Consider the following 20889-nt stretch of genomic DNA (forward strand, 5'->3'; position numbering starts at 1 on the left):
CGAGGAGAGCGCAGTGCTCGCGGGAATCTTCGCCCGGATGTCCACGCCTGTCCTGGCGGGTATTGTCGTCGCGTGCCCGAGTTGATCGCACCTGCTGTCCGCCTACACAGCGCCTGGCTCGAGGCTCATGCAGAGTGGGGTCCGGGGTCGCATGAGGACGGTTTCGGGGTGGGCCCGTCCGACGAGGTGGATTCGCCGGCCGGGTTCGCGGCGTGGGTGGCGCGGCTGGCGGACCACCGTTGCACTTATCGATGGATCGTCGAGGGCGATCACGTGCTCGGCGGGATCGCACTGCGGCACGGTAGTAGTGACTACGTTCGGTGGGCCGGCCACCTCGGTTACGGCATCCGACCGTCCGCGCGCCGACGCGGGCTGGCTACCTGGGCGATGGGCCGGATGCTCGACGAGGCGCGAGTGCTCGGCCTGGATCGGCTGTTGGCCGTCTGCGCGGTCGACAATGTTGCCTCGGTGAAAGCGATCGAGCGGTGCGGCGGCGTATTCGAGTGCATCTGGGACACCAAGTTCGGCCCCGCTCGGCGTTACTGGATCGAACTTTAGCGATAGGGCCTGACGCTCGCATCTGCCCGCCTTGGGCGAACTGACGTTCATCGCTGCTGGTGACGCACGGTGTTGTATGACTACCTCTCCTGCTCCCGCTTCCGGCGTCGTACCGATCGATCAGGTCGTACTGCGTATACGTAGAGCGCGGTAGGCCAGGGCCTGGCTGCGATGATCGACGCGTGACGAAACAGTACGGCTCATGCGTGGGTACCACTACTGCCAGTTCTGCCGGGCAGCGGTCGAGCCGCAGCGCGTGATTCGGGCAAGACATTCGGCTCTACGAAGCTCCCGATGTTGCGCGCGGGAACGGCGAGATCTGGCTTACCGGAGTGGACGGGACGAACTTCGCTGCACCGGCGCTGATCGGCCATTACGTTGAAGAGCATCGCTACCTGCCGCCTGATGGCTTCATCGAGGCGGTTCGGACTGGTGTCTCCACCCCCGGCGTCGCATAGTGGGGATCCGGCGGGACCAGGGGGTTGAGCGGGAAGCCGCTATCCTGCCCCGTGTGACCTATCCAATGATGCCGAACGATCCGCAGTGGCTTGGTAACTATGAGCTGCTCGGTCGTCTTGGCGAGGGCGGCATGGGCACCGTCTTTCTTGGACGCTCGCCGGATGGCCGGCTGGTGGCGGTCAAGATGTTGCGTGCCGAGCACGCCTGGGACACCGAGTTCCGGGGGCGGTTCCGCAGCGAGGTCAACCGGGCCCGCGAGGTGCCCAGCTTCTGCACGGCGGCGGTGCTCGACGCCGACCCGGATCACGAGACGCCGTATCTGGTGGTCGAGTACGTCGACGGGCCGAGTCTCTCCGAGGTGATCCGGGAGCGGGGGCCGCTGGACGGCGGCACGCTGCACAGCGTGGCGGTCGGGGTGGCCACGGCGCTGGCGGCGATCCACGGCGTGGGGGTCATCCACCGGGACCTGAAGCCGCAGAACGTGCTGTTCTCGCTGGGTACGCCCAAGGTGATCGACTTCGGAATCGCGCGGGCGCTCGAGGTGACCAGCCGGCATACCAAGACCGACCAGATGGTCGGCACGGTGGCGTACATGGCGCCGGAGCGGTTCGACAACGACTCGGATCGCACGGTAGGGCCGGCGGCGGACGTGTTCGCGTGGGGTGTGGTGGTGGCTTACGCGGCGACCGGACGTACCCCGTTCAGGGCGGATTCGCCGGCCGCCACAGCGGCTCGCATTCTGACCCAGCCGCCCGACCTGACCGGGCTCGGCGGATCGTTGCGTGACCTGGTGGGCCGCACGCTGGCCAAGGATCCAACCGAGCGGCCGACCGCCCATCAGCTGCTCGACTTGCTGCTGGAGGCGGAGACTGCGGGGGCGCTCGCCCAGCGGCCGGAGCTACTCAAGGCCGCCGAGGCGGCACAGCACACGGGTCGGGTGCGGCCTTCCGGCGTAGGCGAGCCGGCCGCGCCCGTTCGTCGGCGGGTGAGCCGCCTGGTGGCCGTGGCCGCGGCGGCGACCGTCGTGTGTGCCGGCATCGGGTTCGCGTTGTCGCGCCACCAACTGGACGGGGCACTGGCGTCGTTCGTGCCCAGCACGTCGCCGTCGGCATCGAGGCCCGTGGTGTCGGCCGCGCCCAAGTCGACCGTGGCCGTCTCGGGCAAGCCCTCGATTCAAGGGCCGGGGGTGTCCGACCATCTCGACCGGCGCGGCCTGTGGAAGGCCGACCGGGCTGCCGACAGCGCCGCCGGGTGGTGCACCTTCGACCAGCGGATGCTGGCGACAACCCACATGTCCACCCTCTATCAGTGCAAGGGGCCGCAGGACTCGTTCGCCGGCGACCAGACGATCGCGGTCGACGTCGGCATCGTCACCAAGGGCGCCTGCGCGGTGATCTGGTTCCGGTTGGTCGACCAGCACGGTTACGTAGCCTCGTTCTGCGAGAACGAGATCCGGCTGGGGATCGACGAGAGCTCGGGGAATGGGTTCAACTCGGAGCAGCGGGTCGCCTTGAGCGCGTTCCAGGTCGGGCAGACGCACCGGATCGGCATCACCGTGCACAACGGCACGGCCCAGGTGACGGTCGACGGCGCGCCCGCTCTGAGCATGCCGGTCACCGACCCGCAGCTGGTCGCGGGCCGGGTCGTGCTCGGGGCGCTCAACGACGCGAGCGAAGGGGACGCCACAGTGGCCTTCGCGAACGTCGACCTCCGGTCGCCGGTGGTGGGTCAACCGACGCGCTTCACCGATCCGACGACCGGCTCCAGCCAGTCGATTGTGGAGCTTCACTCGTACGATCCGGTCGCGCACTCCGCGGTGGCTCAGCCGGTGCTCGTGATGGCCAGTGCGGACTACTGCAAGCAGTTCAAGATCGACTCGAGCGATATCAAATGCAGCGACCCGTTCCAGATCGTCGAGAGCCACACGAAGGTGACGATCCCGGTTCGGTCCGCGCCGAAGCTGACGTCGTGGGAGAACGTCGGCGGCGGGGACGGCATCGTCTCGGTGCGCGCCGGCGCCGGTCACTCCATCTCTGCGTCCGAGTTCACCAAGTGGCTTGCCGGGGAGCAGGGTGGCCTGGTCGCGGTCACCACCACCAACGGCGACGTCACCACGATGACCAAGATCGAAAACTCCTGACCCGGTTGCGTCGCGGACCCGGTCACCAGCGCGTCCGGGTCGGCAATCTGCCCCCAGGGTGCGCTCTCTGCCGCGATCAAGGCGCGGCAGCTGCCGTTCGCGCATCTCGCGTGCGGTTGCCACCGTTACCGCCGCCTTGTCCCGCCGGTTCGACCTTCGTCTCGGGCGCTCCGCTGCACCTGTTGAGGCGACGCTCGAAGCCTACCCGTGCGGACCTGGCCCGGCACCCGGTAAGGGCTATGCCCAGGGTGGGATGTATCGGCCGATGTAGTCGCGGGCACGGGGGCGTGGGTCATGCCAGTACTGGTTCGGCAGGCGGTGGTGGTGCTTCTGGCAGAACTCAGCGAGACTTTCTGTGATCTTGAGGCGCGTGAGCGGTTGGCCTTCGAAGTCTGCGTTGACCGCCAGCAGTTGCGGCTCCGGATTCCAGCCTGAGTGGTCGAACGCCCAGCCATCCCAGGCCGCGTAGGTGTGGAAGACCTGCCCCTGGCCCGGGAGGCGCACCGCAGTTATCTCAATGGACCTGTTTGGATAGGAATCCCGGCAGACCCAGGCGAGGATGTGACACGCTCCGGCAGCGAAGAAGGCCTGGTCCTTTCGGTCCCATGCGACCCGCTGGTCTGACCGCTCGATCGGCGTCCGACGAAACGCTCCCGCTGCTGTGGCTGCCACAGCCCGGACGGTAGTGGATGAGACGACACATCCGACAATGCCGCCGCCGGGGCGTCGCGATGAGTAACCGGCTGTGGCACCGAAGCCATCCGGTCATGCCGAAGAGCGGATGCGGAGGTCGGGTCTGGCCGGGGTCAGTCACAGCAGGCCGCGCTCGCGTAGCCGGGCGAGCCGGTCCGGCGGCAGGCAGTCGGCCAGGTTCCGCTCCAGGTCGACCAGCTCAAGGTCGACTGGGTACACCATGAAGTCGTCGGCGACTGGCAGCGTGTCCGACCAGTCGAGGATGTTGAGCCGCGCCGCCACCGCGCACAACAGTCGCCGGCCCACCTCGGATCCGGCGGCGGCATCGAGGTCGTTGGCGTCGAGCAGGGCGAGCTCCTGTCGTACCAGCCGCACCGATCCTGCATCGAGGTTGACGTCGGTACTGGCCTCGAAGTCGGCCGGCGACCATGCTGCCGGGGCGTCGATCGCCGCCAGGGCCGCTCGCTCGTCCTCAGTAGCCCCGTGGACCTCGAAGGACAGCGCGTCCGATCGGTAGTAGCTCAGCGCGACGCAGGCGGCGGGGCCGTCGACCGCCAGGCGCGCCACGGCGTCCGGGATCAGCGTGAGGAATGCGTCCTCGATGGTCCGGCACGCCGCTTCGAGGTCGAATCCGGCCGGCGGCCGCTCATAGCGCACCTCGGACCGACGGCCCATGACCTCGACGACGCGGACCAGGCCGCGCTCGTCGTGCTCCGCAGTCAGCACCGAAGGCGCCCGGCCGTCGTGCTCGATCTCGACGCGGCTGATCCGCCCATCGGTGTATGCGTACGACTCCCGCCCCGAGCCGCCCCGCGCGACCGTGTCGGCCGAGCGCATCAACCCGTCCACGAAGCGGTATTCGTGCAGGTAAATGGGCCCGTCCGTATCGAAGTGCGCCGCCTCGACCACGTCGCCGTCGTGGCCGACGAACGTCTCGTAGTACAGGCGGCCTTGAAGAAAGCCGCTGTACTCCTCGATCACCACCGGGCGGCCCTCGGCGTCGAACCCGATGCGCAGTACATCCCGATCGACCGGCGGCCTGGCGTCCAACCGGCGGCCAGCCTGAGCAGGTCCCGTTCGAAGTGCAACGGACGAAGATCAAGGCCCGGCCAGTTGTACCAGTCCCAGCGCCCGACGAGCGCGGTCGCCGCTCTCTTTCGGCAGTCGTATTCGCCAGTGAGCCGGGCGAACCGCGCAGCAAGATCGGACATGTCCGGGATGCTACTGGTCGCCTCGCCGGACTGGCCGCCGCGCACATCCGGGTCTGCCGCAATCCGCCGCTTGTGGCCGAATCGGTTCGGGCTCCGGTTGAGCCGTTCCGAGAGCCCGCGCACCATGGGCCTACTCCCCGAAACATGGCCCGGGCTCGAACGATGCTGCCATCCCTGGGTTCAGGGAACGCGGTATCGGCAGCTGTTTTAAGGGCGTCAGCTCATGTCCACGGCGTACGCCTCTTCGCGTACGTCGGAGTTCGGGTGCCGGCGTAGCCCAATCAGAAGGTCTCGCCATGGCGCCTTCCAGCCGAAGCCGGCCCCGTGCCGGACCAGCGCCACCGCGAACAGCCCGCCGGCCAAGTCTCCGCGCCCGGCCAGGCGCGCGATGTTGTCGGTGAAAATCGCCGGGGCGGGCCACTCGCGGAAGCTCCGCAAGCGGGCGCCGACGCGTTCCGCAGTGCGGAACGCGAGGACGGGCCGGTCCGCACACAGGTCTGCGATCTCGTGCAGATTGTTTAGCCGCCCGAGGTCGACCAGCAGCGCCGTGGCCGCGCCGGCGAAATCGGGATGATCTGCGAGCCACCGTGCCGCTTGAACCAGGGCTGTCCGGTCGGCATTGGCGGGTTTGCTCTCGGACCGGACAGCCGCGCCGCGTGCGAGGAGTTCGATGCGGCGCCGTGCAGGGCGATCGGCGGCCGGGTCGCCGGGATGATCGTCGTTGGCATCGCGGTTCACGAGCCGGGCCAGCGCGGTGCCGAGTATCGCATCACCTCCGGCCTTCAGTAGTTGGGCCACCTCGATGCGCGCCATCGTTTCGCCGAGATCACTGAGTCTGTTCACCACCAGTTCAGTGATCCCGGTAAGCCACGGCGACCATTCCCCGAGTTGGCCGAACGCGGTCCGCCGAACCTCCCGGTCGGCGGCGCGGCAAGCCTCGACGATGAGCGCGCCGTAGCGCGCGCGGTGCCGCTCGGGGATTGTGTTCGGGTACGCGCTCAGGACCGCGCGTCGCTCCTCACGGCTGCCGTCGACCGCGGCCCGCAGGATGCTCCAGCTCGCCTCGGTCTGCAGCCGCTGCCGGGCGGCGGAGACGATCGCCGCGCGCACATCGCGGTGCGCGTCCGAGTCCGTGTGTGCATCGTGCAGCGCCGTCATCACCTGCGGCGGCCCGTACCGTGCCAGCAGCCGGGCCGCTTCCTTCCGGCTCGTGATCTTCGCCGAGCCGATCACCACCGCGCCGAGCACATCGGCCAGTCGAGACGGTGGGACGTGCCGGGCCGCCCGACTGACCGCATACATCGCGACACGCGCCCGGTCACCGCCGGCGTACCGGAGCAGTATCGGAAGTGCTTCGTCCGGCCGGTCGGTCCAGACCAGCGCACCCAGCGCTGCCTCGGCGATCGCCACCTCGGGGGCGTCGAGGTGGCGCAGCACCAGTTCACGGCCCGCGACGCCGACGCCGGCGGCGGCCCGGATCGCAGCCGCCCGCTGCCACACCCCCTGCCCGGTGTCGTCGATGATGAGCTCCTGCAGGTCTACGAAACGGGCCTGTTGGCGGGGCAGCCAGCGCTCGCTGCGAGACGCCCAGGCGGGCACCCATCGCACCCCCGATTCGATGAACCGGCCGCGCGGGCGACGGTCCAGCACCCGGTCGAGCAGGTCGGTGCGGGATCGGGAGATCGTCGCCCACACCTCGTGGATCGTCACCGCCGAGGGATCGGTCTCAAGCACCTCGGTCACCCGCTCCGCGCGGGTACGGGGGTTGTCGAGCCATAGCGCGATCGCCGTCCGGGCCACCGACGGCAGCGTGCGGGGGCCGGTCGCCTGACGCAGCAACTCCTGCAGCTGCGCCAGACGCCAGGCCCGCTTGCCGAGCGCGTGGGTGAGCGCGAAGAGCGGACCGTACCGGCCGCGGGCAATGCCGGCGTCGACCCAACCGCGCAGCCGCTCGAAGACGATCGCCTCCTGGCCTCTGCGCAGCACCGTGTCAAAGCGGCGCAGTACCGGCACACTCGCGCTCGTGCTGACCAGGTCGATCGTGAGCAGCGCCCACTCGCACAGCTGCGGTACGGCGACATGGTGCTGCAGGACATCGGCGGCGAGCATGCTCAACGCGCTCGTCGTGGCGGCGGAGGTGTCGCGGGCGTCGACCGCGTCGGTGGTCAGCTGACTGAGCCCGGCCGCCATGTCCGCAGTCAGCAGTGGCGCCACCTTCGTCAACGCGGTGAGCGCCGACACGCGTACCGGATCCTGTTCGTTGCGCAGCCGGCCGAGCCGGACGATCACCGCGGCCACCGCGTGCGGGTTGCGTGAGCGGCGGGCGGCCTCCACCAGCAACGCGTACCCGTGCGCCCGCTCGTCGGCCTCACCCGATCCCAGCGCGACATCCAGCGCTGCGGAGGCGTCCGGCCAGTCCAGGTACGCACTCCAGGTACGCACGTCCGTCTCCCGCTCGCGGATTTTCGCCAGGCCCAGCACCCGGCTCGCCTCACGGATCCGGACCGCGACCGGCAGCACCTCCATGATCTCGGAAGCCGGAATCAGCACCGCCGTGTCGACGTGTGCTAACGCCCGGTCGTACAGCTCGCCGCGCCGACTCGGTGCCACGGCGTCGAGCAGTGCTGCCAGCGCCGGGCTGTGTTCCCTGAACCGACTGGCGAGCGGCGCCAGTTCTTCGATGGGTAGCGACGCGAGGCGGCGCAGCAGGGCCGGCGGCAGCACGGTCCGCTTCAGCCAGGCCGCGCGGCTCGGCGCGGTGAGCAGGCGGGCGACCCGAACCGCGTCGTGTGCCGCGAGCACTCCGTACGCGCCCAGCGGACCGGGCAACGACTCCTCGGATGCGTACCGTTCGAGCATGTCGAGTGCCTGCGCCGGGTCACAACGCAGCACCGCATCGGCGGCATCGGCCCAAACCCTGACCCGCAGCTCAGGTGTGGCCGCAGCCAGCCGCTCGCGGACCCGATCCAGCAGCGGGCCGGGATGCCGCCGGACCAGCCGCTCGAGGTTGAGCGCGTGTTCCAGGTGGGGCAGCAGCTCGCGTACTGTCTCGGTGCCGCAGGCTGGCAGCAGCGCGGCGGCCTCCTCATCGCCGACCTGGGCCCGAACCTCGGTGATCAGTGCGTCAGCGACGGCCGGTGCGTAGCGACGGCGCAGGGCCCGATAGACACGCCAACGCTCGATCGCAGGCCTGTCGGCGAGGCCCTCGATCGGGATGCCAGCTTGCACCGCCGCGATCAAGGCGGCACCCCTGATCGACGGCTGTGCGTCGCACGTCGCGGCGGTGATGCCCTCGGTGTCTCGGCTCAGCACCGCGGCGAACAGGGCGAGATACCGCTCATGGGGGCCCTGCCCGCGCAGGTCCGCGCAAACCTGGACCCGGTCAGGCGCAGTGTGCGCCCACTCCGCGAGGCGGCTCATCCGGCTGCGGTACGAAAGCGGATCGAGCGAGGTCAGCAACATGCGGGTGGAGGCAAGCACGGCGTTCATTGTGCCCGTGAGCGCGCCGGAACGAGATCGATTATCACCGCGCTCGGAGAGCGCCTCACCATCCTGCGATCTGGAGGATTCTTCTCAGCGGCGACGCCCTGACCAGAGACTCCTGATCGAGGACCTCTTCGGCGGGCCCGAAGGCGTCAGCATTGGCGTCCCCGCGCGGAGTGCTCGCCGTCGCTGTCGCCTCCGTGGCTACCGGCTCCACCTTGAGTACTCGGCGTGCAGTGCGGTGTAGGTCCGGCGTTGGTCGAGGTGGCTCCGGGATTCGGGCTTTGTCAGGCCGTCAGGCAGTTGCCGAGACGTGCCAGAGGCAAAGTGCTCGGTCGCGAAGCGGCTGGGAAAGTTCGCGCGAGTCCAACATGTCGGCCAGTAGCTTCCCCATGCGGTGAGCGCGAACCGCACGAGGGCGGGAAGCGGTGTGTCGGCGACAGGCACGTCAGACAGCTCCGCATTGACGTCGCTCGGGGTGCGCTCCAGCAGTGGCAACAGCCACGCCAGCCGGTCCCCGGCCGGGTAGACGAGCCCGTCGGCGGCACCCTGGATTAGCCAATTGCCGGCACCATCCCGCACGAGGAGCAGGCCGTTGTTGATCCTTAGTGTCAGATGGAGGCGACCGTCGGCAGAGCCCATGCCGAACAGCCTGTCATGCCCTGATAAGGCGCGTCGCTGCAGATCGGGGTCGCCTGCGGCCGTACGCCGGCCGAGGTCCCACAGCGGTCGGAGGATGCCCTTGCCCGGGATTGGCGTTCGCCGGCCACCCTCGGTGGGCGACTGGAGTCGCAACTCCGCGCGGACGATCCCGTGGATGCTCTCCCACCGACCCCACCGGCACCACGCTGCCGAGCGCGACCTCCCACTCGTCGTGGTCGAGGTACTCGCGTACGTCCATCACTGTCACGCCGGCCTCGTTGACGACATCCGCCGGGACCATTCCCGCAGCCCGAGCGAGCAGATCGGCAACATCCACCCGCGATCATTCAACGGCGCCGCAGCATCAGCGCAACGGCTCCCACCGGCGCACAGATCTAGCCGATGAGCGGATGCCGGATACTGGCAGCTCGGCGCTATGACCGCGTTCAGGCTGCTGTTGGCTTGAGGCGAGAGACCGAGTTAGGCGGAGAACGGGCCTCGCACCGTGACACCCCCATCGACGACAAGGCTCTGCCCGGTCACGTAGGACGAAAGCGGCGAGGCCAGATAGACAGCCGCCGCCGCGGCGTCGTTGGGGACACCGAGCCGGCGCATCGGAATCTCGGGCACCTCGTCGGTGGGCCGCGCAGTATTTGCCACCTCCGTAGCGATGGCGCCGCACGCCACGACGTTCATGCGGATCCCGTCGCCGGCGTATTCCGCGGCGACGGTCTTGGCGAGGCTCGCGAGGCCGGCTTTGGCCGCGCCGTAGCCGGCCTGCATGGGCGCGGCCATGACGCCGGTGACTGAACCGATGCTCACTATGGATCCGCCCTGTCCCTGGGCCAGGAAGGCACGGATCGCCGCGCGGGCCGCGCGCGCCACATAGCCGAGGTTCATCTCATACGCCAGATCCCAGTCGTCGTCGCTCATCTCGTGCAGCCGTACCGCCGGCACGAACGCGACCTGCCCGCCCACGACGGTCACGAGCGTGTCGAGCCGGCCGAACTCAGCGACGGTGGAGGCAACAAATGCGTCCACCGCCGACCGGGACCGTACGTCACCGGCAAGCGGAACAGCATGGGCGCCCGATCCGGTCAACTCCTCGACGGCATCTCGCGCCCGGCTCGGATCGATGTCAGCGACGGCGACAGCTGCGCCAGCCCCGGCGAACGCACGCGAGATCGCGCGCCCGATTCCTTCGCCCCCACCTCCGACAACCAGTGCCTTCATGCCGTCGAGTGGTTGAGCGAAGCTATTCATGGCCGGATCTTGCCATATCGATCGGGGTCCTGGCGCTGACGTACGGATCTGGCCGCGATCCGCGTGGCACGCAGCGTGACGGCTGGAGCTGCCGCTCGCCGTCTGGAACTGCCGAGAAGAGTGCACCCGATCATGTCGTCGTAAGCATCCGGTGTGGCTTCTTGCGCGGCGATTCAATCGGGTTGGAATGGTGATCGATTGCCGGGCCTCAACGCAAGGGCCGGTGGTGCTCATCTTGGCCCGTCTTGCCTGTGTGGGTCGTGTCCCTGGTCCACCGGTATTGCATCGCACCGGCGCCGGTGGTGGTAGGCCCAGGTGGCCAGCCCGAGGGTTACGCCCCACGGCAGCCATGCCAGGTTGCCGGCCCACGCGGCCCAGTTGGCCGGGTCGAACTGGGTGAGCGCCCGCCACATCGTGACGCCGGCTCCGGTGAGGATCACCGCGACGACTGTCGCCGGTACGACTGCCAGCAGTTGCGGCACGCGGAGGCCGATCATCCGGGTGCCCCAGCGTTGTGTGAGTCCAAGGGTCAGCAGTCCGCCGCCGGCGGCGGCGCACGCGAAGACCAGTTCCCGCGCGCGTCCGGACGGAGACGACACCATCGCGGTGGCCGCCTCGTCGAGCCCGAATGGATGGCCGGCGGCCCATACCGCCCGTGGCACCGCGTACACGAGCGGAAGCGCCGCGGCGAGGTAGGTCACCCGCCGGCCCCACTGTGGGGTGGGTCGGGAGGTGGGACGGTACGCGACTGCCGTCCACAGCACACCACCCACCGCGAACCACGCCTGTGTCGCTGCGGCCGCCTCTGCCCGGTCCCACCGCAGCATCAGTAGCTCACCAACTGCAAGCAGCAGACGGCCGTCCGGAACGACCAGCAGAAGCACGATGGCGGCAGGCCAACCGACGAACCGCAACCGCGGATGGCGTGCCAGCAGCACGGTGACGACCGTGCCGGCGACACCGACCGCGACGACGGTGAGGCCCGTCACGAGCGGGTCGAGGCCGGTGAGCACCGCGCCCATCCGTGTGGCCCGGTCGCTGGCGCCGAACGGGAAGCCCGGCCCACCGATTGCCCAGATCAGGCCGACCACCGCCGTCGCGACCGACCATCCGCCGGTCGCTGTTCGCATGAGGTTGCGTCGCATGGGACCAGCGTCGGCACGGCGCTGCCGTCCGGGTACCTGCCAGATGGCCGGATCCCGACCGGTCCGTGCCCCGTGTCCCGGCCTTTCGGTAGGTGGCCCGTGCGGTCCGGTTGACTAGGGTTGGTACTCGTGACGACGGTGGCCTCGGCGGTGTTCGCGGTCCTCGCGGCCGTGTTGATCGCCAGGGGCAGGTGTGGTGTGACCGTCCCGGTCATCGCGGCTGCGGTTTCGATCGTGGCGACGATGGCCGAGCGGAGTCGGGGCGGTTCGCCTCCGGCGTGGGGCCCGTCGCTGCTGCCGTTGCTGGCCGAGCTGGCGGCGCTGACCGTGATCGTCGCCCTGGTGACGCACCGAGCCCGGCCGCAGGCGGTGATGCTCGGCGGGGGTGCGGCCGGGCTGGCTGCGGCCGTGCTCGTGCTGCGGCTCACCACTCCGTCGTCGTGGCTGGCCGCGGCCGGGGCGTGCGGGCTGTGGGGGATGACGGCCGTGAGCGCGGCCGCCGTGGGACTGCACCTGCGTCGTCAGGACCGGCGACGGGACCGGGTCGCGGCCGAGGCGCGCCGGACACAGCGGTTACGACTCGCGCGGGATCTGCACGACCACGTCGCCCACGACGTCAGCGAGATGCTGGCCGCCGCGCATGCCGGGCTGGTCGTTGGTGGCGACCCGGCCGCCGCAACGGCGCTGTTCGCACGGATCGAGCAAGCTGGCCAGCACGCCCTGGGCGCTCTCGACCGCACCGTCCATGCCCTCGACGAGGAACCACCAGGGCTCGACGAACTTCCCGCGCTGGTGGCCGGCTTCGACGCCGCCGGGCCGGTGCGCGCCGGTCTGGCCCTCGACCATCTACCCGCGGGCCTGGTCCCGTCCGACGTCTCGGCCGTTGTCTACCGCACCGTGGCCGAGGCGCTCACCAACGTCCGCCGGCACGCCCCCGCCGCCAGTGCGGTCTCGGTGGCCGTGACCCGTACCGGTTCCGGCACGGTCGCCGTCACCGTCACCAACGACCTGCCGGCCGGCGCGACGGTCACGCCCGCACCCCGGGCGACCCCCGGCGGACGCGGACTGCCGGGCCTCGCCGCTGCGGCGGCCACGGTCGGCGGGCGGGTCGACGCCGGGCCGCACGACGGTGGCTGGCGACTGCGCGCCGAATTGCCCCTGGCGGGCCCGTCGTGACACCGATCAGGATCCTGCTGGCCGACGACCAGGAGGGCATCCGAGTCGCGTTTCGCCTCATTCTCGACGCGCAGCCCGACATGACCGTGATCGCCGAGGCAGGCGACGGGACCACCGCACTCGAGCTGGCACGACACCTGCGTCCCGACATCGTGCTCGCCGACGTGCGGATGCCGGGTCTCGACGGTCTGCACCTGACCCGTGAGCTGGCAGGACCCGACGTCGCCGACCCGATCCGGGTGGTCGTGGTCACCACCTTCGACCTCGACGAGTACGTCCACGCCGCGCTGCGCCACGGCGCGTCGGGGTTCCTGCTCAAACGGTCCGGTCCGACGCTGATGATCGAGGCGATCCGGGCCGCGATGGCCGGTGACACCCTCATCAGCCCACAGGTGACCGTCAGGTTAATCAGGCACCTGACCCGACGCTCCTCCGCCGCACCGGAACCAGACGTGCTTACCGGACGCGAACGCGACGTCGCACGGCTGGTCGCGACCGGCCGGTCCAACGCCGAGATCGCCGCCGAACTGCGCATCTCTGTAGGAACCGTCAAAGGCCACCTCGCCGGCATCCACACCCGACTCCGCACCCGCAACCGGGTGGGCATCGCCGTCTGGGCCCACGAAGTGGGCCTAGCCGGCCATGACCCGCCATAGATCTAGACACCGACCGTACGGACGACGCACTCATTTGCCGCGATTCGCGCGGCACGCAGCGTGACGGCTGGAGCTGCCGCTCGCCGTCCGGAACTGCCGAGGAGAGTGCACCCGCTCAGCCGGGAGACCCGGACCGAGGAGGTACTGAGGCACGGCGTTACTGCAGTGCCCGCGTCAGCTTGAGCAGGTCTTCCGGAGGCAGCCCGCCTGGTCGGCGAACCGCATGTCTACCGTCGCAAAGCAGTACTTCACCTTGCATAGTCCACCGCGCTTCATCCTTGAGCAGTTGCTGAGCGGCCTCCACAGCGATCTCGTAGGAGCACGTGGCGTTGCCGACGGCCAACAGTGCTTCGGCAACTTGTCCCACCACCTCCGTCGGCATATCCGCGTCCCCCAGCGCGCGCAGAAGCAGAAGCAGACGCTGAGCAGTTGAGCCGAGCTGCCCTCGCTCGATCAACCTCTCTGCCTCCGGCCAGGACAACCCAGGTCCGTAGAAGCCGCCTTCGACACTCGCCACGCTGATACACCGATCGCCACCAGGCAAAACGACGAAGTCGTAGCCCTCCGTGCCGTGACCATGCCAGGCGACCATCGCGAAGTCTGAAGCCTGGGTTCCGAGCCTGAGCACTGGCCACTTACCGGACTGTTCGATCTCTTCATGCAGATTGTCGATCTGGTCAGTTAGCCAGACCTCTTCCCCGCTGCCGAACAGAGCATGGAGGAGGTCCTCCTCAGCCAAGCCGTACATCAGGCTCGCCCAGAAGGTTCGCCGCTCAAGCAACCAAGTCCCATCGGCCAGGATCTCCGGCGGGACGCCGTCGTAGCGACGCAAGAAGTCGACAGCCTCATTGTGATGTAACACAGGCTCATAATCGCAGCGGAGAGCCAACACCGAACATCCGCTTCTGGCCGAGATGAGGATATTTGCGCGGAGTGTTCGTCGCGCGTCGTGCTGGGTTGACGGTCGTGTGGGGCATGGTGGCCCGGACGGGTCGCCATGCCCCACGATGAACGGTCTACCGGAAGTCGGTCGCGTGGTCGGTGGCCCATTGCGCGAATGTCCGCGCGGGTCGGCCGGTCAGTCGCGGGACGATGTCTGCCCACGCCTGGTTCGTCGGGGCGGGGTCACGCGCGGATTCCGCCCACATGGCGAAGATCCAGTCGACGAACGTCTCCGGATAGCCGTTGCTGATCCACTCGGCTCGGGCCTGGGCCGGATCGAGTTCGTCGAATCGCACCGTTTCGCCGATCGCCGTGCCGATCGCGTCGACCTGCGAGACGGTGGTGAGCGCCTCGGGGCCGGCAAAGGTGTAGGTCCGGCCGGTGTGGCCGTCCTCGACGAGCACCCTCGCGGCGACCGCGGCGATGTCCGCCTCATGGGTGGGCTGGGTCACCGCAGCCCCGTACGGCCGGCGGACCACCCGACCTTCCTTGATGGTCGGGGCCCAGTCCAGCCAGTTCGCGGCGAACTCTCCAGGCCGCACATGCGTCCACTCCAGACCGGAATCCTCGACGGCACGCTCGACCGCCAGGTATCCGTCCTCACTGTCATCGGTGTCGGCCAGCGCCCCGGACAGCACGACGATGCGCCGCACGCTGGCCCGCTTCGCAGCAGCAACAACATCACGCGCTGTCCGTCCGACCGGGAACAGGTACATCCGCTCCACACCGTTCAACGACGGCTCGAGGGACGAGGGGTCCGTCAGATCGCCGCCGACGACCTCCACCCCGTCCGGCAGATTCGCCGCCGACGGCGTCCGCGTCAGTGCGCGGACCCGGTGGCCGGTCTTCACCAGTTCGGCGATGACGTGTCGGCCCACCATGCCGGTGGCACCCGTGACCAGAATCGTCATCGTGTCACCTCCGGCCGGAAGTCGGCGGCATGGTCGTTGGCCCACTGGGCGAACGTGCGCGGTGGTCGCTCCGTCACCCGCAGATAGGTGTCCGTCGGCGGCAAGGCTCCCGTCCCGTCGACCGCGTCGGCGAGCAGCGCAATCATCCAGTCGACGGTCTCCTCATCGAAGCCGTCGCGCAGCCATTGCCTGCGCGCCTCGGCCGGATCGAGCTCCTCGAATCGCACCTGCACGCCGATGGCGGCGCCGATCGTGGTGACCTGCTCCGCCTGCGAGACCTTCACCGGGCCGGTGACGGTGTACGCGGCACCGACATGGTCGTCGGTCAGCAACGCCGCGACCGCCACATCGGCGACGTCGGCCTCGTGGACCAGCGGATAGCCAGCGGACGCGTACGGCCCGCGCACCACCCGTCCGGCCCGGATCTGGTCGGCCCACTGCAGAGCGTTGGCGGCCAACAGGCCCGGCCGCACATGGGTCCATTCAGCGCCGGAGGCCTCCACCAGCAGTTCCAACCCGCGGTGCGCTTCCCGCTCTTCGGTCAGGTGCTGCCCGAGGGCGCCGTCGCCTCCGGTTCCGGGTGGGAACCCGGCCGCCGCTGCGGAATGCACGACGAACCGGGTGACGCCGGCCTTGACCGCCTCATCGACGAACCCATGGTCGGGCGCGGCGTACACGAAGGGGAACAGGTACACCGACTGCACTCCGTCCAGCGCCGCCGGCCAGGTGTCGGGACGTTCGAAGTCTCCCTGGACTACCTCGGCGCTGTCCGGCAGCCGGCTTGTCTGCGGCCGGCGGGTCATCGCCCGCACCGGTTGCCCGGCCCGGACCAGTTGGGCCACCACCTGGCGACCCACGTTTCCGGTCGCTCCGGTTACTAGGATTGTCACGTTGCTCCTTCTCGAATACCTGGAGTGGGGCAATAGACCGCCGCCGCGAATCCACGGCCAATGGCGCGGCGGCGGTCACCACGCAGGTTAGGTCGAAATCCCGAAGGCCGCACATCGCACATGTGTACGAGTACGTCGTCGTCGCAGTTCGGTTGCGCCGGTGTTCCGGATGGCGCGGGCACCCCGACGCACGGCGTTGCCGCCGGTGCGCCGCGCGCCGCCGGCGTCGACGCCACCCGGCCGCTCAACCTCGACGCCTGGGAAGCGGATGTTTCCGGGTTGGTCAGGTAGGAGTCGCGGGTGTGAGCCACCACGTGCGAATAACCTTCTTGGGTGTCACCGTCTGCCGAGGGTGTCGGTTTGATCGGCCCCGGCATGCCGAGGCCGGAAACTGCCTGGAACCATCAGAGCCGTGACGACCCTCCGCCTCATGCGGCAGACGAGTCGCTCCTCGCGATTCGCTCAGGTCACCGTCGAGGTCGCAGCATCGAGTCGGTTCGACGTAGAGGTGAGCGCCGTCGCGGTCGACGAACACCGGCGGGAAGCTGAGCTGGGCGCTCGGTGGGCTCTGCGTGGACTCCCCGCGGCGGCGAGGGTAACCGTCACCAATCTTGTCGTGCTGCAGTCGCCGGCACTCATCTCCACCTGCCGGACGAGGTGCCCGCGGTGGGAAACGCGGAGCCCGGCGGAGGCAGGGTGGAGGTGACGTACGAGTCGACATTGCAGGCAGCACGTCGGCTGGCGCCCGGAGCGGGGTGTCTGGTGTTCGCCTCGGCGAAGAACCCGGGTGGTGGGTTCCTGGGCGGAGCGGTGGCGCAGGAGGAGAGCATTGCCCGCTCCTCGGCGCTGTACCCGTGTCTCCTTGCCGCCCCGGAGTTCTATGCGTTCCACCGCGAACAGCGGGACCTGCGGTACAGCGACCGCGTCATCTTCTCCCCGGACGTGCCGGTGTTCCGAGATGACAAGGGCAATCTGCTCGACCAGCCTTACACGGCGTCGTTCCTGACCGCTGCGGCGCCGAACCTGGGCGCGATTCTTCGCAACCAGCCCGAACACGTTGCGGACGTACCGGCGGTGCTGGCCCGGCGTGCTCGCAGGGTGCTGGAGGTCGCGGCCGCGCACGGACATCGGACGCTGGTGTTGGGCGCGTGGGGATGCGGCGTGTTCCGCAACGACCCCGCTACGGTCGCCGACGCCTTCGCCTACGCGCTGCGGGAGGTCGATCGCTTCGACCACGTGGTGTTCGCCATCCGCGACAACCTGCCGGGAACACCTGTGTACCGAACGTTCGCGGAACGTTTTCCGGGAACCGCCGCGGATCCGGCGGTGGGGAGCGAGTGTGGGTGAGCGGGCGATGGGGTGACATCCGGGATCTGTGGGGAGCGGGCGTCCGGCGGTACGCGGACAATGGGGGGATGAAGCGAGAGGTACGCCTGATGCGATTGACCGGGACGCGCGCGAATGGCGCGGTGGCGACGGGCGCCGTGGCTACCGGCGCGCGGGCTGCGGGGGCGGCCTCGCTCGGTGCCCTCGCCGTGGGGGCGCTGGCCGTCGGGGCCGTGGCCGTCGGGGCGTTGGCCATCGGGCGGCTAGCGATCCGCCGGGCTGTCGTGCGGGAGTTGCGTGTCGGCCGGTTGGAGATCGACGAGTTGGTGGTGCACAGCCGACCCACTGCTGAGGGCTAACCCGAGGAGGGCTGCGACGTCGGGCGCGATGGCGTAGCCGAGCATTCCGACACCCAGGGTGGGGCAGGCAACTCGTCGTCATGTGATGGGCCGGTCACTACCTCTGCTCGGAGTCAGGACACGTGTCGGGTCCGGTCTCCGGTCCAGGCCGCTTCGAGGATCGCGGTCAGGCTGGCGGTGTCGGTCGGGCCTGGATGGTTCTGGATCAAGCGGGTGACGCCACTGGCCATCTCCGCGAAGCGCGGGAGGTCGGCGCGTGCCACGCCGATGTCCGCCAAGGTCGGAGGGATGCCGATGTCGGCAAGGAGACCGTCGAGCCAGGTGAGGAACGCATCTGCGGCCTCGGCATCCGAGGCGTCGGTCACGTCGAGCCCGCACACCCCGGCGAGGATGGCCAACCGGTCGCCGATGGCGTCCCTGGCCGCCTCCAGCGCGTAGGGCAGTAGCAGCCCGACGCCCAGGCCGTGCGGCGTGTGCGTGGCTGCGCCGATGGGGTACTGGAGAGCGTGCGGGGCCGCGTTGCCCGCGTGGGAAAACGCGAGCCCGGCGAGCATGGACCCGTAGGACATGTCCGCGCGCGCGTCCGTGTCGCCTCCGTCCCTGACAGCACGACGCAAGCTACGGGCGATCCGCTCCGCGGCCAGGAGCGCGTAGTGGTCGGTGATCGGGTTGCGGCCGAGGAACACCTGCTCCACCGGGTCGCGCGGTCCATGGGGCCGGGGCCGCGCGGTGTAGCTCTCCACCGCGTGACAGAACGCGTCGATGCCGGAGTGGGCGGTGACGGTCGCAGGGCAGGTGTAGGTGAGCTCGGGGTCGACGATGGCGAAGTCGGGCACGATGTGGACGCTGGAAACCCCCACCTTCAGCTCGCGGTCCGGGTCGGTCAACACCGAGACGGGTGTGAGCTCGGAGCCGGTGCCTGACGTCGTCGGGACCGCGACGAGAGGCATTGTCGGCCCCGGCACCTTCGACTCGCCGTAGAAGTCGCGCGGCGCCCCACCGTGGCGCCGGATGACGCCGACGATTTTGGCGAGGTCGATGACCGTGCCACCCCCGATGGCGAGGATCACGTCGGCGTCGACCTTGGCGGCGGCCGAGACGGCCAGGGCGACATCGGCGAGCGGCACGTCTGGAGTCGCGTCGGAAAAGACCTCGACGACCTCGACCTTCTCCCGTACGGCGGCCACGATCTCGGCCACGGCCGGCTGCCCCAGAAGGACCTGGTCGGTCACGATGAGGACACGCGAGCCACTTTCGGCCACCACTCGTGGGATGTTCTGCGCGACCCCTTCGCCCACTATCAGCTGGCGTGGTCCGCGGACGGTCTCAAGCATGTCAGTGCCTCTCTGGAACGTCGGCGGCGATGTGCTGGGCGGACGTCCAGGTCATCTGCGAGACCGGGACGGCGTCGGCAAGGTTGGCCGCCCGGGTGGCGCAGGCTCGGGCGCCGGGCGCCCGGCGCAGCGGGCCGGTCACGGTAGGTCGATCGCCACGTAGGTGACGTCGAGGTACTCGAGGATGCCCTCGTGCGACCCCTCCTTGCCGATTCCGGACTGTTTGACGCCTCCGAACGGAGCTGACGGGTCCGAGATCAGACCACGGTTGATGCCGAGCATCCCCGTATCCAGCCCCTCGGTGAACCGGAGCGCCCGCTGGAGGTCACGGGTGAAGATGTATCCGGCCAGGCCGTGCTCGGTGTCGTTGGCCTTCGCCATCACCTCGTCGTCGGACGTGAACGAGATGATCGGCGCCACCGGGCCGAAGATCTCCGCCTCCAGCATTCGCGCATCTTCGGGCACGTCGACGAGGACCGTAGGCGGGTAGAAGTGGCCCGGCCCATCCGGACGCTCGCCGCCCACCAGGACCCGGGCGCCGCGATCGACCGCGTCGACGACGAGCTCGTGGATCTTGGTGACCGAGGCCTCGTCGATCAACGCCCCGACGTCCACGCCGTCGTCGAGACCATGGCCCACCGAAAGCGCGCCCATCCGCTCGGCGAAGCGCGCCGTGAACTCCTCGCGCACCGGCTCCTCGACGTAGATCCGGTTGGCCGCGATGCAGGACTCCCCGATGTTGCGCATCTTGGCCACCATGGCACCGTCGACCGCGACGTCCAGGTCAGCGTCCGCACACACGATCAAGGCCGCGTTACCGCCCAGTTCCATGGAGGTACGCAGCACGTTGTCCGCGGCCTGTCGCAGCAGCACGCGCCCGACCTCGGTCGACCCGGTGAACGAAAGCTTGCGCGTCCGACTGTCGGCCAGCAGTGCGGAGACCACCTCGCCGGAACGCTTGGTGGTCAGCACGTTGACGACGCCCGGGGGAACGCCGACCTCCTCCATGATGCGGGCCAGGAACAGCATGGTGAGTGGTGTCTGACCCGCCGGCTTGGTGATCGTCGTGCAGCCCGCCGCCAGCGCCGGAGCGATCTTGCGGGCGCCCATGGCCAACGGAAAGTTCCAGGGCGTCACGAAGACGCACGGCCCGACCGGCTTCGGCACGGTGAGGATGCGATAGCCACCTGCGGGAGCGATGCTGTAGCGCCCCTCGACGCGCACCGCCTCCTCGGCGAACCAACGGAAGAACTCGGCGCCGTAGGCCACCTCGCCCCGAGCCTCGGCGAGCGGCTTGCCCATCTCGAGCGTTATCAGCCGGGCGACCTCTTCGGATCGCTCGGTCAGTGCCCGGTACGTCGCGGTCAACAACTCCGACCGTTTCCGCGGCGGGGTCGCCGCCCACTCGGCCATCGCCTTGCTCGCCACGTCCAGAGCGGCGAGCCCGTCAACGACGCCGGCGTCCGCCACCTCGGCGATGGTCTTGCCGGTGGCCGGGTCCTCGACGGCAAAGGTGGCTCCGCTTGCGGCGTCGCGCCAGGCGTCGCCGATCCGGAGCCGCCGATGCTCGGGCGCCAGGACGTTCATCGGGTCACTCATTGCGTCGCCTCCTGTGATCTTCTTGGTGCTGTCCGGCGTGCCTCAGCGATCGCGCCGTGCGCGTAGACGGACGGGTCATAGGCTCTCGTCGGGGCGAGGTTG

19 protein-coding genes are annotated in these 20889 nt (G+C 69.4%); 6 read left to right on the forward strand and 13 right to left on the reverse strand.

The genetic code is table 11. The features are described from left to right. Positions 1-72: 72 nt before the first annotated feature. Together ACLQ28_RS15385 and ACLQ28_RS15390 are read left to right on the forward strand one after the other, a co-directional pair. Positions 73-558: a GNAT family N-acetyltransferase gene (locus ACLQ28_RS15385; protein ID WP_425686946.1), complete on the forward strand. Its 486-nt coding sequence runs from the start codon at positions 73-75 to the stop codon at positions 556-558. Between the two features lie 511 nt (positions 559-1069). Next, positions 1070-3157, forward strand: coding sequence for a serine/threonine protein kinase (locus ACLQ28_RS15390; protein ID WP_425686947.1), 2088 nt, complete (start codon positions 1070-1072; stop codon positions 3155-3157). 237 nt (positions 3158-3394) lie between these two features. Here ACLQ28_RS15390 and ACLQ28_RS15395 read toward each other — a convergent pair whose 3' ends face one another. The 7 genes from ACLQ28_RS15395 to ACLQ28_RS15425 form a co-directional block, all read right to left on the reverse strand. Continuing rightward, the gene (locus ACLQ28_RS15395; RefSeq protein ID WP_425686948.1) at positions 3395-3829 is read right to left on the reverse strand and encodes a hypothetical protein; all 435 of its coding nucleotides are present in this window, start codon (positions 3827-3829) and stop codon (positions 3395-3397) included. Between the two features lie 138 nt (positions 3830-3967). Beyond that, positions 3968-4834, reverse strand: a complete 867-nt coding sequence (locus tag ACLQ28_RS15400; protein ID WP_425686949.1) for a hypothetical protein — start codon at positions 4832-4834, stop codon at positions 3968-3970. Then, on the reverse strand, positions 4828-5187 hold the full coding sequence (locus tag ACLQ28_RS15405; RefSeq protein ID WP_425686950.1) for a hypothetical protein: 360 nt from the start codon (positions 5185-5187) through the stop codon (positions 4828-4830). Before ACLQ28_RS15405 ends, ACLQ28_RS15400 begins: the two co-directional genes overlap by 7 nt. A gap of 90 nt (positions 5188-5277) precedes the next feature. Continuing rightward, positions 5278-8550, reverse strand: a complete 3273-nt coding sequence (locus ACLQ28_RS15410) for a hypothetical protein (protein ID WP_425686951.1) — start codon at positions 8548-8550, stop codon at positions 5278-5280. 198 nt (positions 8551-8748) lie between these two features. Next, entirely contained in the window at positions 8749-9186 is a 438-nt protein-coding gene (locus ACLQ28_RS15415) for a hypothetical protein (protein WP_425686952.1), read from the reverse strand. Between the two features lie 480 nt (positions 9187-9666). Further along, positions 9667-10419, reverse strand: a complete 753-nt coding sequence (locus tag ACLQ28_RS15420; RefSeq protein WP_425686986.1) for an SDR family NAD(P)-dependent oxidoreductase — start codon at positions 10417-10419, stop codon at positions 9667-9669. 260 nt (positions 10420-10679) lie between these two features. Continuing rightward, complete coding sequence (locus ACLQ28_RS15425) at positions 10680-11594, reverse strand: hypothetical protein (protein WP_425686953.1); 915 nt, start codon at positions 11592-11594, stop codon at positions 10680-10682. 129 nt (positions 11595-11723) lie between these two features. On the opposite strand from ACLQ28_RS15425, the gene ACLQ28_RS15430 reads away from it, so the two are divergent. Continuing rightward, a complete protein-coding gene (locus ACLQ28_RS15430; RefSeq protein WP_425686954.1) occupies positions 11724-12770 on the forward strand; it encodes a sensor histidine kinase in 1047 nt (348 codons plus the stop codon). Continuing rightward, complete coding sequence (locus tag ACLQ28_RS15435; protein ID WP_425686955.1) at positions 12767-13426, forward strand: response regulator; 660 nt, start codon at positions 12767-12769, stop codon at positions 13424-13426. Before ACLQ28_RS15430 ends, ACLQ28_RS15435 begins: the two co-directional genes overlap by 4 nt. 157 nt (positions 13427-13583) lie before the next feature. Here the strand turns inward: ACLQ28_RS15435 and ACLQ28_RS15440 are convergent, their stop codons facing one another. From ACLQ28_RS15440 to ACLQ28_RS15450, 3 genes are all read right to left on the reverse strand, one after another. Beyond that, on the reverse strand, positions 13584-14258 hold the full coding sequence (locus tag ACLQ28_RS15440) for a hypothetical protein (RefSeq protein ID WP_425686956.1): 675 nt from the start codon (positions 14256-14258) through the stop codon (positions 13584-13586). A 184-nt stretch (positions 14259-14442) separates the two neighbouring features. After that, the gene (locus ACLQ28_RS15445) at positions 14443-15279 is read right to left on the reverse strand and encodes an NAD(P)H-binding protein (protein WP_425686957.1); all 837 of its coding nucleotides are present in this window, start codon (positions 15277-15279) and stop codon (positions 14443-14445) included. Beyond that, positions 15276-16169: an NAD(P)H-binding protein gene (locus tag ACLQ28_RS15450; RefSeq protein WP_425686958.1), complete on the reverse strand. Its 894-nt coding sequence runs from the start codon at positions 16167-16169 to the stop codon at positions 15276-15278. Before ACLQ28_RS15450 ends, ACLQ28_RS15445 begins: the two co-directional genes overlap by 4 nt. 561 nt (positions 16170-16730) lie before the next feature. On the opposite strand from ACLQ28_RS15450, the gene ACLQ28_RS15455 reads away from it, so the two are divergent. Then, entirely contained in the window at positions 16731-17516 is a 786-nt protein-coding gene (locus ACLQ28_RS15455) for a TIGR02452 family protein (protein WP_425686959.1), read from the forward strand. Between the two features lie 68 nt (positions 17517-17584). Continuing rightward, positions 17585-17854, forward strand: coding sequence for a hypothetical protein (locus tag ACLQ28_RS15460; RefSeq protein WP_425686960.1), 270 nt, complete (start codon positions 17585-17587; stop codon positions 17852-17854). A 113-nt stretch (positions 17855-17967) separates the two neighbouring features. Here ACLQ28_RS15460 and ACLQ28_RS15465 read toward each other — a convergent pair whose 3' ends face one another. From ACLQ28_RS15465 to ACLQ28_RS15475, 3 genes are read right to left on the reverse strand one after another with little or no spacing between them, the layout of a single operon-like run. Then, the gene (locus ACLQ28_RS15465; protein ID WP_425686961.1) at positions 17968-19188 is read right to left on the reverse strand and encodes an iron-containing alcohol dehydrogenase; all 1221 of its coding nucleotides are present in this window, start codon (positions 19186-19188) and stop codon (positions 17968-17970) included. A gap of 1 nt (position 19189) precedes the next feature. Continuing rightward, positions 19190-19330 (reverse strand): hypothetical protein, encoded by a 141-nt coding sequence (locus tag ACLQ28_RS15470; protein WP_425686962.1) that lies wholly within the window; start codon positions 19328-19330, stop codon positions 19190-19192. Continuing rightward, complete coding sequence (locus ACLQ28_RS15475; RefSeq protein ID WP_425686963.1) at positions 19327-20787, reverse strand: NAD-dependent succinate-semialdehyde dehydrogenase; 1461 nt, start codon at positions 20785-20787, stop codon at positions 19327-19329. The genes ACLQ28_RS15470 and ACLQ28_RS15475 overlap by 4 nt, the downstream gene beginning before the upstream one ends. Positions 20788-20889: the final 102 nt, after the last annotated feature.

This window comes from Micromonospora sp. DT201 (assembly GCF_049841575.1).
GTDB lineage: Bacteria > Actinomycetota > Actinomycetes > Mycobacteriales > Micromonosporaceae > Micromonospora.